Genomic DNA, 13,761 nt, shown 5'->3' on the forward strand with positions numbered 1-13,761 from the left:
CGGACAGGCAGCCGACACCGGAAGGGCACGGCGTGATGACCACCGAGCGCATCCTGAACGGGCGGTACGAAGTCCGGGAGCTGATCGGCCGCGGGGGGATGGCCGACGTGCACCTGGGCCGCGACCTCCGGCTCGGGCGCTCCGTGGCGATCAAGGTGCTCCGCCAGGACCTGGCGCGCGATCCCCTCTTCCAGTCGCGGTTCCGCCGTGAGGCGCAGGCCGTGGCCGGGCTGAACAACCCGAACATCGTCGCCGTGTACGACACGGGCGAGGAGGAGATCCCTGACCGTCCGGAGCACGAGGTCCGCGTTCCGTTCATCGTCATGGAATACGTGGCCGGACGCACCCTGCGCGACCACGTCAAGGCGGGGGACCTGACTCCCGAGGACAGCATCACCTACGTCGCCGGAGTACTCGTTGCCCTCGAGTACAGCCACCGGGCGGGCATCGTCCACCGGGACATCAAACCCGCCAACGTCATGATCACCCCCGACGGTGCGGTCAAGGTCATGGACTTCGGCATCGCGCGCGCCCTGGCGGATTCGCAGGCGACCATGACACAGACCCAGGCAGTGCTCGGCACGGCCCAGTACCTCTCCCCGGAACAGGCGCGCGGCGAGACGGTGGATGCCCGCAGCGACCTGTACTCGGCGGGCTGCCTGCTGTTCGAACTCCTCACAGGCCGCCCGCCCTTCATCGGGGACAGTCCTGTATCGGTGGCCTACCAGCATGTGCGGGAGGATCCACCCGTCGCCAGCAGCCTCGATGCTGCGGTGACCCCGGCCCTCGACTCCGTCCTCGCCAGGGCACTGCAGAAGGACCGCAACCACCGGTTCCAGGACGCCGCGTCCTTCCGCAGGGCCCTGCTCGACGCCGGCCGCGGCATCGCCGTCCCCGCTGCGATCGGAGCGCCGACCGAGGCGATGGACGTCTCCGCGCCGCCGACGCGTGCGGCCTCCGCCCGCGCGGCCATGATCGCCGTTCCGTCGGCCTCCGCCGATCCGCACACCCGTGCCATGGATCGTGTCGCCGCGGAACGTGCCCTGCCGGATCACCAGGACGACGACCGGCTCGATGTCCTGAGGAGGACCGACGAGGAGGACCTGCACCAGGACCAGCGACGGAAGACCTCGAGGGCGGCCTGGATCACCGTCTTCTTCGTGGCGGTCCTGCTCGTGCTCGCCGGCGGGTACTTCGTCCTCAACAACCTCTCGACGGACCAGCCCGCGCAGGAGGTGGTGACCGTCTCCGTTCCCGACCTCACGGGCATGGCGGAGGCGGATGCCACCGATGCCATCGTGGACGCCGGCCTGGTCCCGTCGTCGGACGACGAATACAACGCGACCGTCGACGCCGGGAACGTCATCAGCTCCGAGCCGTCCGCGGGAGCGTCCGTGAAGCCGGAATCACGGGTGAACATCACCGTCTCACTCGGCCCGGCCAACGTGGTGCTGCCGGACTCGCTCGCCGGACTGACCGAGTCCTCGGCCAGGGACGAACTCGAGGAGCTGGGCCTCAGGGGTGGCGAGATCACGGAGGAGACCAGCGCCGAAGTCCCTGAGGGCAGGGTCATCACCACCAACCCGCAGGCCGGACAGACCGTTCCCGTCGGCAGTTCCGTGGACCTGGTGCTGTCCAACGGCAAGGTGACCGTTCCGCTGCTCACGGACCTGACGGTCGAGCAGGCACAGGCCCTGCTGGCCGATCCCGCGGTGCAGTTGCCGTCCTCCGTCCGTGAGGCCGAGAACAGCGTCGTGGCGCCGGGAATCGTCACCGCGCAGTCCTCGCCGGCGCGTTCCGAGGTCGACCAGGGCACCGAGATCGTGCTCACCGTAGCGAAGGCGCCCGCGGAGGAGCCGGCGCCGGAGCCCTCTGAGCGGGCGACGCCGGCCCCCTCGGAGCAGCCGAGCAGCCGGCCCACCGAGGGAACCGACGGTCAGTCGTCGCCGAGGCCCACGGAGGGCCAGGACTAACGCGCTATGAGCGGACTGAGTCCCGCAGCCTTGGCGGCAGCGCCCTCGAGTCCCAATGATTCGAGCCAGTTCCCCAGCATCTGGTAGCCACCCTCCGTCAGGACGGACTCGGGGTGGAACTGGACGCCGCACAGCGGTGCCGTCCTATGCTCCAGCCCCATGATGATGCCACTCGCGGTACGTGCCGTCACCGTCAGATCGGCCGGGACGTCGTCGCTGACGGCTGCCAGCGAGTGATAGCGCGTGGCCGTGACCGGGGACGGGAGGCCCGCGAACACGCTCGTCCCATCGTGTTCCACGAGTGAGGTCTTTCCGTGCATGAGTTCAGGGGCGTGCGTCACGGTTCCCCCGAAGGCCTCCGCGAGGGCCTGATGGCCGAGGCACACCCCCAGCATCGGCTTCGCGTGCTCGCCGCACCAGCGGATGAGGTCCACGCAGACACCGGCTTCGGCAGGCGTACCGGGACCGGGGGAGATCAGCACGCCGTCGCGGGACGCGGCCATCTCCTCCGCCTCGGTGAGGGTGACGTCGTCGTTCCTGACCACGGTCGTCTCGGCGCCGAGTTCCTGGAGATAGCCGACCAGCGTGTAGACGAAGCTGTCGTAGTTGTCGACGACGAGGATGCGGGTGGTGTCAGCCATGAGCTAGGGGGAACCAATCGTTGAATCGGTGAGCGGGTTGAACTGGGAGACCCAGGGGAACACGAAGAGCATGAGTACCGCGACGGCTGCGAGGACCAGCATCACGGAGAGGATGATGCGCATCCAGAGCGGGCCGGGGAGCGCCCGGAAAATCCATCCGTACATGGTGGTCATCCCTGTCCTGCGGCGCGGGCTACCTGCTCCGCGATCTCGGGCGGCGGGCCGGCATCCAGTGGACGCCAGGACTCCATCACCGAGTAAGCAATAATACGCTCCTGGGCGCCGAAGCGCGGATTGCAGCTCGTCAGGGTGAGGATCCGGTCCACGGGCAGGGCTGCGGGATCCGTGGGCACCGGTGCGATCACGTCCACGCGATCCGGCAGGACGATCTCGGTGTTGCGGAACACGTACGTGTAGTAGCCGTCGCGGGTCTGCACATAGACGCGGTCTCCCGGTACGAGCGTGTGGATCTGGTCGAGCACCTGGCCGTGGGTCTGGCGGTGCCCCGCGAGTGCGAAGTTCCCCACCTCGCCGGGCGCTCCCGTACCCGGGTAGTGGCCGAGTCCGAGGTTGTCGAGCACATCCGTGCCGACCCCGGATGTGACGGGTCGCGAGTAGTCCTCACCGAACCGGGGGATGTACACCACGCCGAAGGTTCCGGCGAGGTCACCCTGGGGGAGGACGATGGGCTCACCGAAGACCTCGGGAGCGGGCGTACCCGTGGCCTCCCCTCCGGAGGGCGGAGGATCGGCGGCGGGTGGCACCTCGGCGAAGAATTCCTCGAGGGCCTGCTCCTGCTTGATGCCGGAATCGATGTTGGTCCACCACAGCTCCCAGCCGACGAAGAGCAGGAGGACCACACCTGCGGTGATCAGCAGTTCGCCCAGTACCTGGGCGATCACCTGGACAAGAGTACGGCGACGGCGTACTGGCCTGGCGCGCGCAGCCCGAGTATCGGGTGCGGCGTCGAGGGTTGACCTGGCCACTGCCGCTCCTGCCGTTCGGGATGCACCGGGATCCGGTGGTTCTTGGCTAGAATCGTTCCGAGAACCGGGCCGCCGGGTGTTCTTCCTTCAGGATAGCCTGCGGGTCTGGACGCATCGGGGCGCCCGGCGAGACCACCGGTGCCGCTGATCCGCGGTGGCGCCCCGTCGAGGAGAATCCGTGCCCGAGTCGAAGCCCCGCAAGAGAGCCAGCTCCGCTGCGCCCGCCGTGAAGTCCTCGCAGCCCAAGCCGAACCCGGCCTGGTACAAGCCCGTGATGTTCGGGCTCATGATCATCGGTCTCCTGTGGATCATCACGTTCTACATCTCGATGTCCACCCTGCCGGTCGCGGCCTGGGGATCATGGAACATCCTCGTCGGTTTCGGCATCGCGATCATCGGTTTCCTCATGACCACGCGCTGGCGGTAGCCGCTTCGCTGCCCCGCGTTCAGCACTCGCCGATCGTGGGATCCGCGCACCGCCTGACCCGTGCGGCGCGAAGGGCACTGTCATTCGCCCCTCGGGCCCGGTTCCGCTCTATACACACCATGTGTACGAAGTTATCCACAGATGTGCACATCATTGTTGATGATCCACGGATCGGCCCGAGATTCCGGGCCCTGCTTATCCACAGGTGTGGAATTACATGTGTGTAAGTTATCCCCGGTGTGGATAAGGGGTGTGGAAAACACAGTGAGGGGCCGGCACGCGATGTGCCGGCCCCTCACTGGTACATGCCTTGCTAGATGGGAAGCCGGGAGACTCCCACGAAGGTCAGGAGCCCGAGCAGAGCGACGACGACGCCCAGGCCGAGCCATTGCAGGCGTGCCTGCCGCGGTCCCCGCGGTGCGTACGCGATGACGGCTGCACAGGCAGCACCCGCGAGCAGTCCGCCCAGATGCGCCTGCCAGGCGATCCCCGGGACCACGAACCCCAGCACGGCGTTGACGGCGATGAGGACGACGATCTGCCGTATGTCCCCGCCGCGCTTCCGCTGGACGATGAACAGGGCGCCGAAGAGCCCGAAGACCGCGCCGGAAGCACCGACGACGTACTGCATCGGCGAGCTCAGCAGGAGGACACCGAGGGACCCCCCGACCGCGGAGACGAGGTACAGGGCCAGGAACCGCGCACGGCCCATCGCGGGCTCGAGTACCTTCCCCAGGACGTACAGCGCATACATGTTGAAGGCGATGTGCAGGAAGGAACCCTGCGAGTGGAGGAAGGCCGCTGTGAGCATCCGCCATGGTTCGGCAGGGATGACCCCACCGGCACCGGCGGTGAACACCGGTGCGTAGGCGAAGGTCCGCGTGAGCCCGGGCACCACGAGCTGGAGCAGGAACACCAGCACGCAGAGGCCGATCAGCGTGTAGGTGATGGGGGTGTCCCCGCGCGCGACGCCGCCGAAGGCGTTCCTGCGGACCGGCGCGCGGGCAGCCTGCTCACGCACGCAGTCCACGCACTGGAACCCGACGGCAGCGGGACGCTGGCACTCCGCGCACGCCGGACGCCCACACCGCTGGCACCTCACATAGCTGACGCGGTCGGTGTGCCGAGGGCAGACGGGCGCCTGCTGGCTGCCGGCGTCGGGCGCGGGGACCCCGTAGGACATTCGGTCAGAGCTGTTCTACGGTGATGCTCTCGATGACGACGTCCTCGAGGGGCTTGTCCCTCATATCGGTGCCGATGGCGTTCAGCTTGTCGACCACCTTGCGTGATTCCTCGTCGGTGACGTCACCGAAGATGGTGTGCTTGCCCTGCAACCAGGTCGTGGGTACGGATGTGATGAAGAACTGCGAGCCGTTCGTTCCGCGTCCACCCTGCAGGCCGGCGTTCGCCATGGCCAGCTTGTACGGCTCGTTGAAGTTCAGGTCCGGATTGATCTCGTCGTCGAACTTGTAGCCCGGGCCGCCGATGCCCTGGCCCAGGGGATCTCCACCCTGGATCATGAAGTCCTTGATGATGCGGTGGAAGATCGTCCCGCTGTAGAGGGGGGCGTTGCTCTCCTCCCCGGTCTGCGGGTGGGTCCAGGCGATCTCGCCCGTGGCGAGTCCTACGAAGTTCTTCACGGTCTTCGGCGCATGATTGCCGAAGAGATTGACCTCGATGTCGCCCTGGTTGGTGTGGATGGTCGCTTTTGCGGTTGGGATAGCAGTCATTGCGCCATTCTTTCACGCGGGTCCTGACAATAAGCTGGAGGAGTCACATTCCGCGCACAGTGAAACGGCCCCACGATGCCGGCTCCGGCGCGGGGCACCGATAGCACCTGCCACCTATGCAACGTAGGCTGATCAAAACGAGTAACCACCCCCTGGAGGTTTTTGTGAAGAACAACGTACGCGCCAGCCATGATCTGGAGGAGACCGTCGCCATCGGAGCAGCATTCGCTGCCGGTGTAGCCGCGGCGCGCGCTTGGGCATCGCCGCATGTCGACGCCGCCTACGGTTGGGCCAAGCCCCGATGGGACAAGGGCATAGAGACGGCAGGACCGGCTCTGCAGGACACGGTCCGCAAAGCGACGGAAGGGGTTTCCGGTGGCATCGCCGTCGTCACCCCCCTCATCCAGGACCGGATCGACAGGGTGGGACCCCGCATCACCCAGGTGATCGACGAGACCACCCCGAAGATCCAGGGAACGCTCGACAAGGCAGCCCCCGCACTGAACTCGGCCAAGCTCAAGGTCGTCGACGAGTACCTGCCGGCCATGTCCGCCAAGCTCGGTGAAGCAGCAGACAGTGCCTCCCGCTCCCTCGCAGGGGCCACCGTGCCCCCGGTGGTGGAGAAGGCGGTCATCAAGGTGACCGGCGACAAGAAGGCCGTGAAGAACGCCCAGAAGCGCCTCGTCGCAGCAACCCTCCAGGCGTCGAAGGACCTCAAGAAGAGCCAGGCACGCAAGTCCGGCAAGGGATGGTTGATCTTCGGCGTTCTCGCATCGGCCATCGTCGCCGGTCTCGCGGCCTGGCGGGCTTCCAAGCCGGTCGAAGACCCGTGGAAGACTCCCGCACCGATCAAGGCCACGTCCGCACCTGTCTCCGCCGAGAAGACGCAGGAAGCGAAGGACGTCGTCGCAGAGGTCAAGGAAGCCGCTGAACGCGCTGCGAAGTCCGACGATGCGACCGACGACGGCAAGAACAAGGCAGCGGGCGCAGCACAGACCGTCGCCGACACGACGAAGAACGTGACCGATTCGGCCAAGCACGCGGCGAAGCCGACGGACGAGCCCAAGGCCTGATTCCACGGCAGATCGGAAAGGACCCCCGGCCTGAAGCCGGGGGTCCTTTTCGTTGCCCGCTTTATGCTTCACTCGGCATATTCCTCATGAGCTATTGTTCACCGAGCACGGGAGGGGATACCGCAGCCGTCTGATCCCCCAGGGGCCTGCGGGACCCCTTGAGCCGCTGCTGGCCGCGGATCACCACGGCAAGGCCGACGAGGATCAGCACCAGACCGCCATAGGTTCCTGCCGGAAGCTTCTCGCCGAGGAATACGGCCGCGAGGATCGCCGCTCCGGGGATCTCCAGCAGGATGATCATGGAGACCACGAGCGGGCTCATGACGGCGAGGAGATGGTTGAAGACCGAGTGACCCATGATCTGCGCCAGAAGGGTCACAGTGAAGATGCCGGCCCAGGCGGCGGGGGTGAATCCCACGATGGGCTGCCCGGTGAGTGCGCAGAGTGCCAGCAGGATCACGGCGCAGGCTCCGTAGCAGAGGGTGGTGTAGGTGCCCGTGGACATCGTCCTCCGGGCCGATGCCCCGGCCATCTGGTAGACACCTGCCAGCGCCCCTCCGGCAAGGGCCAGCACGTCGCCGAGGAGCGCGTCCCGCGAAAGCGAGAGGTCGAACCCGGTGATGACGACGACACCGATGAAGGCGACACCGAGCCCGGCGACCACCGCTCGCGATGCCTGTGTGCCGAGCACCGCATTGAACAGCGCGATCCACGCCACCTGGAGGCAGACGAGAGCCGTCGCTGCAGCCACGGACGTGAGCTTGAGGGCGGTGATGAAGCAGACGAAGTGGAGGGCCAGCGCCACGGCTGCGACCGCCAGCCGGCGGTAGTCTGCCCCCGTGAGAGCCGCGAACTCGGCCCGCTTGGACAGGACGGCAGGGCCTCCCATGAGCGCGGCACCGAGCAGGTTCCGCCAGAAGGCGATGGCCAGCACCGGTGCGGCCGTGGCGGCCATGATGGGCCCGGAGGCAGAGACCCCGATGACACCCAGGATCGAGAGGAAGATGATCACTGGGCCACCCTATTGCACACGGCCGGAAGCTCGGCACCGGCGCTTAACGCAGGAAGTCCCGGTCGATGACCGGGACTTTCCCTTCGGTGGAGGCACGGGGACTCGAACCCCGAACCCCCTGCTTGCAAAGCAGGTGCGCTACCAATTGCGCCATGCCCCCGAAATGAGCCTGGTCCAGTATACCCGGACCGTGCTCCTTGCTAGGCTACGTCGTCCGTCGCATTGCTCCAGACGCTCTTGCTCTTCTGTGAATCCTGCCACTGCTTGTACACGAGGACACCGGCTGCAGCCGCTGCCGCGATGAGCAACTTCTTCACAACAGTCTCCTTGCAGTCTCCTGCGAGTGGTGGATCCGTGGGCGTACCAGGACTTGAACCTGGGACCTCTTCGTTATCAGCGAAGCGCTCTAACCGCCTGAGCTATACGCCCCGATACCTCTTCGGGCCGAGATACGACTTTACAGTAGTGGCTCGGCATTTCTCAAATCGCCCGGAGGGCGCCGAGAGGCCGGTGCACTAGTCGTCGGTCAGCGTGACGCCGATACCGCCGACCAGGGCGGACGAGATGTTGTAGAGCACGGCCGCAAGCATCGCGAGCGCCGTGAGGAGCACGACATTCACCACGGCGATGATCGTGGCGAAGGAGACCACCTGTGTCAGCGAGGCGAACTGCCGCAGGTCGAACCCGCCGCTCTCCGACCCGGCGATCTCACTCAGGAGGTCGTTGACGCCGTCGAAGATACCCGTGAGGTCCAGGACGGTCCAGATCACGATCGCCGCGACGACGGTCACGATTCCGAGGGCGACCGACAGCAGGAACGACATCTTCAGCACGGACCACGGGTCCACCTTGCTGACGAGCAGGCGGGCCTTGCGGGCCTTCGCCTTCGGCGCCGGCTTCACGAGCCCCGGGCGCTGCGTCGGACGCCCGCTCTGGCCCGCGGATGCAGGGCGCTGGGCGGGACGTGCAGGAGCGTTCACGCGCGGCGGTGCCCCGGGAGCGCGCACTTGTCCACTGGACGACCGCGGGTTGGTGTTGGCCGAGCTCACTCGCTACCTCCGTGTTCGGGCGACTCAGCGTCAGGCTCAGCCGTTTCCTCTGTCGACAACCGTACTTCATCGGCTGTGAACTCTGCGGGATCCTCCTGCGGCGTGACCGTATCGATCACGTCGACGTCGGGACTGGCCTCGGACGGGTCCTCGATGAGGCCTTCCTCGACGGCGACGCTGCGCTCACTGTTGCGGGCCACGGCGATGATGCGGTCGGCCTTGTCGGGCTTCGCGAAGATGACGCCCATCGTGTCGCGTCCCTTGGCCGGTACACCGGCGACGGCGGAACGGACGACCTTGCCGCCACCCATGACGACGAGCACCTCGTCCTCTTCCTGCACCACGAGGGCGCCCACGAGGTCCCCGCGCTCCTCTGCCAGCTTCGCCACCTTGATGCCGAGGCCGCCGCGGCCCTGGACACGGTAGTCGTCCACCTTCGTGCGCTTCGCGAAACCACCCTCGGTCACGATGAAGACGTAGGAGTCGTCCGTCACGACGTTGGCGGCGAGCAGCTCGTCGTCCTCGCGGAACTTCATGCCGGTCACGCCCGACGTCGCGCGCCCCATGGGCCGGAGGGCGTCGTCGTCGGCCGTGAAGCGCAGCGACTGTCCCTTGCGCGAGACGAGCATGATGTCGTCATCACCGGACACGAGCTGTGCCGAGACGAGTTCGTCGTTGTCGCGGAGGTTGATCGCGATCACGCCGGCGGTCCGGTTCGTGTCGTAGTCCTCGAGGCGCGTCTTCTTCACCAGGCCGCGCTTGGTGGCGAGGACCAGGTAGGGGGACTGCTGGTAGTCACGCAGGTCCAGGACCTGGGCGATGGTCTCGTCGGGCTGGAAGGCCAGGAGGTTCGCCACGTGCTGTCCCTTGGCGTCACGTGCGGCCTCCACCAGCTCGTACGCCTTCGCGCGGTAGACCCGGCCGAGGTTCGTGAAGAACAGCAGCCAGTGGTGCGTGGTCGTGACGAAGAAGTGCTCGACGACGTCGTCGCCCCGCAGCTGGGCTCCCTTGATGCCCTTCCCGCCGCGTGCCTGCTGGCGGTAGTTGTCGCTGCGCGTGCGCTTGACGTAGCCACCGCGGGTGATGGTGACGACCATCTCCTCCTCGGGGATCAGGTCCTCCATGCTCATGTCCCCGTCGTAGCCCATGAGGATCTCGGTCCGCCGGTCGTCGCCGAACTTGCCGACGATCTCCGCCAGTTCCGTGCTGACGATGCCGCGCTGCACGTCCTCGGAGGCGAGGATCCGGTTGAACTCGGTGATCATCGACTCCAGTTCCGTGTGGCGGTCCTGGATCTTCTGCCGTTCGAGGGCGGCGAGGCGCCGCAGCTGCATGTTCAGGATGGCGGTGGCCTGCAGCTCGTCGATGGAGAGCAGTCCCATGAGCCCGTCGCGTGCCTGCTCCGTGGTGGAGGAGGCACGGATCAGGGCGATGACCTCGTCCAGGGCGTCGAGCGCCTTCAGGAGGCCGCGCAGGATGTGGGCTTCCTCCTCCGCCTTGCGCAGGCGGTACCGGGTGCGGCGGACGATGACCTCGAGCTGGTGGTTCACCCAGTGGCGGATGAACGCGTCCAGACTCAGCGTGCGGGGGACGTCGTCGACGATGGCGAGCATGTTGGCGCTGAAGTTGTCCTGCAGCTGCGTGTGCTTGTAGAGGTTGTTCAGCACGACCTTGGCGACGGCGTCGCGCTTGAGCACGATCACGAGGCGCTGGCCCGTGCGCCCCGAGGTCTCGTCACGGAGGTCGGCGATGCCACTGATCCTGCCGTCCTTGACGAGTTCCGCGATCTTGATCGCGAGGTTGTCCGGGTTCGCCTGGTAGGGCAGTTCGGTGACGACGAGGCAGGTCCGGTTCTGGATCTCCTCGACGTTGACGACCGCGCGCATGGTGATCGAGCCGCGTCCGGTCCGGTACGCGTCCTCGATGCCCTTGTGGCCGAGGATCTGCGCGCCGGTCGGGAAGTCCGGTCCCTTGATGCGGACGATCAGGGCTTCGAGCAGCTCTTCCTTCGTTGCGTCGGGGTTCTCCAGGTACCACTGCACACCGTCCGCGACCTCGCGCAGGTTGTGCGGCGGGATGTTCGTGGCCATGCCCACGGCGATGCCGGAGGACCCGTTGACGAGCAGGTTCGGGAAGCGCGACGGCAGGATCGTCGGTTCCTGGTTCTTGCCGTCGTAGTTGTCCTGGAAATCGACGGTCTCCTCGTCGATGTCCCGCACCATTTCCATCGCGAGCGGGGCCATCTTGGTTTCCGTGTACCGGGGCGCTGCGGCGCCGTCGTTGCCGGGTGAACCGAAGTTGCCCTGGCCGAGCGCGAGGGGGTAGCGCATGGTCCAGTCCTGGATCAGGCGGACCAGGGCGTCGTAGATCGCGGAGTCACCGTGCGGGTGGTACTGGCCCATCACCTCGCCCACGACGCGGGCGCACTTGTTGAACGAGCGGTCCGGCCGGTAGCCGCCGTCGAACATGGCGTAGAGCACGCGGCGGTGCACGGGCTTGAGGCCGTCGCGCACGTCGGGCAGGGCCCGGCCGACGATGACGGCCATCGCGTAGTCCAGGTAGGACCGCTGCATCTCCGTCTGGAGGTCGACCTGCTCGACGCGGTCCGTCAGGACCTCGCCCTCGATGGGCTCGTCCGGTCCGTTGCCGGTGTTGTCGTCACTCATGAATCAGTTCCGTTCGTCATGTCTGTGTCCTGCGATACCGCGTGACCGAGCCGTGGGTGGCTCCGACATTCTGTGTAGGCGCTCGATCGAACTTCTTCCCTTTCCCTCGCAAGCTCGGGCAGGGACCCTAAGTCCGCTCTTATTTCGTTGCGCCGGCAGAATGCCGGAGACACACACTAGATATCCAGGAAACGCACGTCCTTGGCGTTCTGCTGGATGAAGTTGCGGCGGGACTCGACGTCCTCGCCCATCAGCACCGAGAACACCTGGTCCGCGGCGGCGGCATCGTCCATGGTCACCTGGAGCAGCGTGCGATGGTCCGGATCCATGGTGGTCTCCCACAGTTCCGTGTAGTCCATCTCACCGAGGCCCTTGTACCGCTGGATGCCGTTGTCCTTGGGCAGCCTCTGGTTGTTGGCCAGGCCGATCTTGATGACCTCGTCACGCTCACGGTCGCTGAACACGTAGTCGTGCTTCGCGTTGGACCACTTGATGCGGTACAGCGGCGGCTGCGCCAGGTAGACAAAACCGTTCTCGATCAGCGGCCGCATGTAGCGGAACAGCAGCGTGAGCAGCAGGGTGGTGATGTGCTGGCCGTCCACGTCAGCATCGGCCATCAGCACGATCTTGTGGTACCGGGCCTTCTCGACGTTGAAGTCCTCGCCGATGCCGGCACCGAACGCCGTGATCATGGCCTGGACCTCGCTGTTGCCGAGGGCCCGGTCGAGGCGCGCGCGCTCCACGTTCAGGATCTTCCCGCGCAGGGGCAGGATGGCCTGCGTCTCGGGATTGCGCCCGCGGACGGCGGAACCACCGGCCGAGTCACCCTCCACGATGTAGATCTCCGACCGCGCCGGGTCCTTGGACTGGCAGTCCTTGAGCTTGCCCGGCATGCCGCCGGACTCGAGGAGGCCCTTGCGGCGCGTCGATTCGCGGGCCTTGCGGGCCGCGAGGCGCGCCTGCGACGCCTGGATCGACTTGCGGATGACGTCCCGCGCGGGCCCCGGGTTGCGCTCGAGCCAGTCGCCCAGCTGGTCGCTGACGACGCGCTGCACGAAGCCCTTCACCTCCGAGTTGCCGAGCTTCGTCTTCGTCTGGCCCTCGAACTGCGGCTCGGAGAGCTTCACGGAGATGACCGCGGTGAGTCCCTCGCGGATGTCGTCACCCGTGAGGTTGTCGTCCTTCTCCTTGATGATGTTCTTCTCGCGCGCGTACTTGTTGATCAGGGTGGTCATGGCTGCACGGAAGCCTTCCTCGTGCGTTCCACCCTCATGCGTGTTGATCGTGTTCGCGTAGGTGTGCACGCTCTCCGAGTAGGCCGAGGTCCACTGCAGGGCGATCTCCACGGACATGGTGCGGTCGGGGGTCTCGGTCTCGAACGCGATGATGTCCTCGTGGATGACATCGACCCGCTTCGAGGAGTTCAGGTGCCGGACGTAGTCGAGCAGACCGTTCTCGTAGAGATACTCCACCTCGCGGTGCTTGGGCGTGGAGTCCTCGCCGGTCTCGACCGTGACCTCGTCCTCGACCTCGTCGACGTGCTCGTCGGTGAGCGTGATGCGCAGCCCCTTGTTGAGGAACGCCATCTGCTGGAACCGCGCCCGCAGGGTCTCGAAGTCGAACTCGGTGCTCTCGAAGATGGAGTCGTCGGGATAGAACGTCTGGGTGGTGCCCGTCTCGGCGGTCTCCTCGCCCTTCCTCAACTCGCCCACCGGCTTGCCGCCGTCGCCGAACGACTGGCGCCACACGTGGCCCTGGCGCCGCACTTCCGTCTCGACCCGCTTGGACAGGGCGTTGACCACCGAGATGCCGACGCCGTGCAGGCCGCCCGATACCGCGTACCCGCCGCCGCCGAACTTGCCGCCGGCGTGGAGGATGGTCATGACCACTTCGACGGTGGGGCGTCCCTCGGTGGGGTGCATGTCCACGGGGATGCCGCGGCCGTTGTCGACGACCTTGACGCCGCCGTCCGCCTGGAGCGTGACCTGGATGTGGTCGCAGTAGCCGGCCAGTGCCTCGTCGACCGAGTTGTCCACCACTTCGTACACGAGGTGGTGCAGACCCCGTGGTCCGGTCGATCCGATGTACATGCCCGGGCGCTTGCGGACCGCTTCGAGGCCCTCCAGCACCGTGATCTCATTGGCACCGTATGCGTGTTCGGTGGCCGCCTCCAGGATCGGGGACTCGCCTTCGCCGATCAACAC

General features: G+C 66.6%; 13 protein-coding genes and 2 tRNA genes. 3 read left to right on the forward strand and 12 right to left on the reverse strand.

Translation table 11 applies throughout. The annotated features are described in order from the left end of the window. Positions 1–35: 35 nt before the first annotated feature. On the forward strand, positions 36–1,973 hold the full coding sequence (gene pknB / locus ACIQCY_RS08330; RefSeq protein WP_400483431.1) for a Stk1 family PASTA domain-containing Ser/Thr kinase: 1,938 nt from the start codon (positions 36–38) through the stop codon (positions 1,971–1,973). Here pknB and ACIQCY_RS08335 read toward each other — a convergent pair. From ACIQCY_RS08335 to ACIQCY_RS08345, 3 genes are read right to left on the reverse strand one after another with little or no spacing between them, the layout of a single operon-like run. Continuing rightward, positions 1,970–2,614 carry an aminodeoxychorismate/anthranilate synthase component II gene (locus tag ACIQCY_RS08335; RefSeq protein ID WP_400483432.1) on the reverse strand — a complete coding sequence of 215 codons (645 nt, stop codon included), beginning with the start codon at positions 2,612–2,614 and terminating at the stop codon, positions 1,970–1,972. The two genes, pknB and ACIQCY_RS08335, sit on opposite strands and share 4 nt — an antisense overlap. 3 nt (positions 2,615–2,617) lie before the next feature. Beyond that, complete coding sequence (locus tag ACIQCY_RS08340) at positions 2,618–2,779, reverse strand: hypothetical protein (RefSeq protein ID WP_400483433.1); 162 nt, start codon at positions 2,777–2,779, stop codon at positions 2,618–2,620. Between the two features lie 5 nt (positions 2,780–2,784). Beyond that, complete coding sequence (locus ACIQCY_RS08345; protein ID WP_400483434.1) at positions 2,785–3,516, reverse strand: class E sortase; 732 nt, start codon at positions 3,514–3,516, stop codon at positions 2,785–2,787. A gap of 262 nt (positions 3,517–3,778) precedes the next feature. On the opposite strand from ACIQCY_RS08345, the gene ACIQCY_RS08350 reads away from it, so the two are divergent. Continuing rightward, on the forward strand, positions 3,779–4,027 hold the full coding sequence (locus ACIQCY_RS08350; protein ID WP_400483435.1) for a cell division protein CrgA: 249 nt from the start codon (positions 3,779–3,781) through the stop codon (positions 4,025–4,027). Between the two features lie 313 nt (positions 4,028–4,340). On the opposite strand, the gene ACIQCY_RS08355 is transcribed toward ACIQCY_RS08350, so the two are convergent. Both ACIQCY_RS08355 and ACIQCY_RS08360 read right to left on the reverse strand, forming a co-directional pair. After that, entirely contained in the window at positions 4,341–5,210 is an 870-nt protein-coding gene (locus ACIQCY_RS08355) for a rhomboid family intramembrane serine protease (protein WP_400483436.1), read from the reverse strand. A 4-nt stretch (positions 5,211–5,214) separates the two neighbouring features. Further along, positions 5,215–5,757 (reverse strand): peptidylprolyl isomerase, encoded by a 543-nt coding sequence (locus ACIQCY_RS08360; protein ID WP_400483437.1) that lies wholly within the window; start codon positions 5,755–5,757, stop codon positions 5,215–5,217. Positions 5,758–5,921: 164 nt separating this feature from the next. Here ACIQCY_RS08360 and ACIQCY_RS08365 point away from each other — a divergent pair, with 164 nt between their 5' ends. Then, positions 5,922–6,830 carry a hypothetical protein gene (locus ACIQCY_RS08365; protein WP_400483438.1) on the forward strand — a complete coding sequence of 303 codons (909 nt, stop codon included), beginning with the start codon at positions 5,922–5,924 and terminating at the stop codon, positions 6,828–6,830. Between the two features lie 91 nt (positions 6,831–6,921). On the opposite strand, the gene ACIQCY_RS08370 is transcribed toward ACIQCY_RS08365, so the two are convergent. The 7 genes from ACIQCY_RS08370 to gyrB form a co-directional block, all read right to left on the reverse strand. Continuing rightward, positions 6,922–7,842 carry a DMT family transporter gene (locus ACIQCY_RS08370; protein ID WP_400483439.1) on the reverse strand — a complete coding sequence of 307 codons (921 nt, stop codon included), beginning with the start codon at positions 7,840–7,842 and terminating at the stop codon, positions 6,922–6,924. A gap of 87 nt (positions 7,843–7,929) precedes the next feature. Continuing rightward, a tRNA-Ala gene (locus tag ACIQCY_RS08375) sits at positions 7,930–8,002 on the reverse strand. A 40-nt stretch (positions 8,003–8,042) separates the two neighbouring features. Beyond that, the gene (locus ACIQCY_RS08380; RefSeq protein ID WP_400483440.1) at positions 8,043–8,159 is read right to left on the reverse strand and encodes a DLW-39 family protein; all 117 of its coding nucleotides are present in this window, start codon (positions 8,157–8,159) and stop codon (positions 8,043–8,045) included. 38 nt (positions 8,160–8,197) lie between these two features. Further along, positions 8,198–8,271: transfer RNA gene (locus tag ACIQCY_RS08385), tRNA-Ile, on the reverse strand. Between the two features lie 86 nt (positions 8,272–8,357). Next, positions 8,358–8,849, reverse strand: coding sequence for a DUF3566 domain-containing protein (locus tag ACIQCY_RS08390; protein WP_400483441.1), 492 nt, complete (start codon positions 8,847–8,849; stop codon positions 8,358–8,360). Between the two features lie 38 nt (positions 8,850–8,887). After that, a complete protein-coding gene (gyrA, locus tag ACIQCY_RS08395; protein WP_400483442.1) occupies positions 8,888–11,557 on the reverse strand; it encodes a DNA gyrase subunit A in 2,670 nt (889 codons plus the stop codon). Between the two features lie 176 nt (positions 11,558–11,733). Beyond that, a complete protein-coding gene (gyrB, locus tag ACIQCY_RS08400; protein WP_400483443.1) occupies positions 11,734–13,761 on the reverse strand; it encodes a DNA topoisomerase (ATP-hydrolyzing) subunit B in 2,028 nt (675 codons plus the stop codon).

Source organism: Arthrobacter sp. NPDC092385, from assembly GCF_044755105.1.
GTDB lineage: Bacteria > Actinomycetota > Actinomycetes > Actinomycetales > Micrococcaceae > Arthrobacter_D.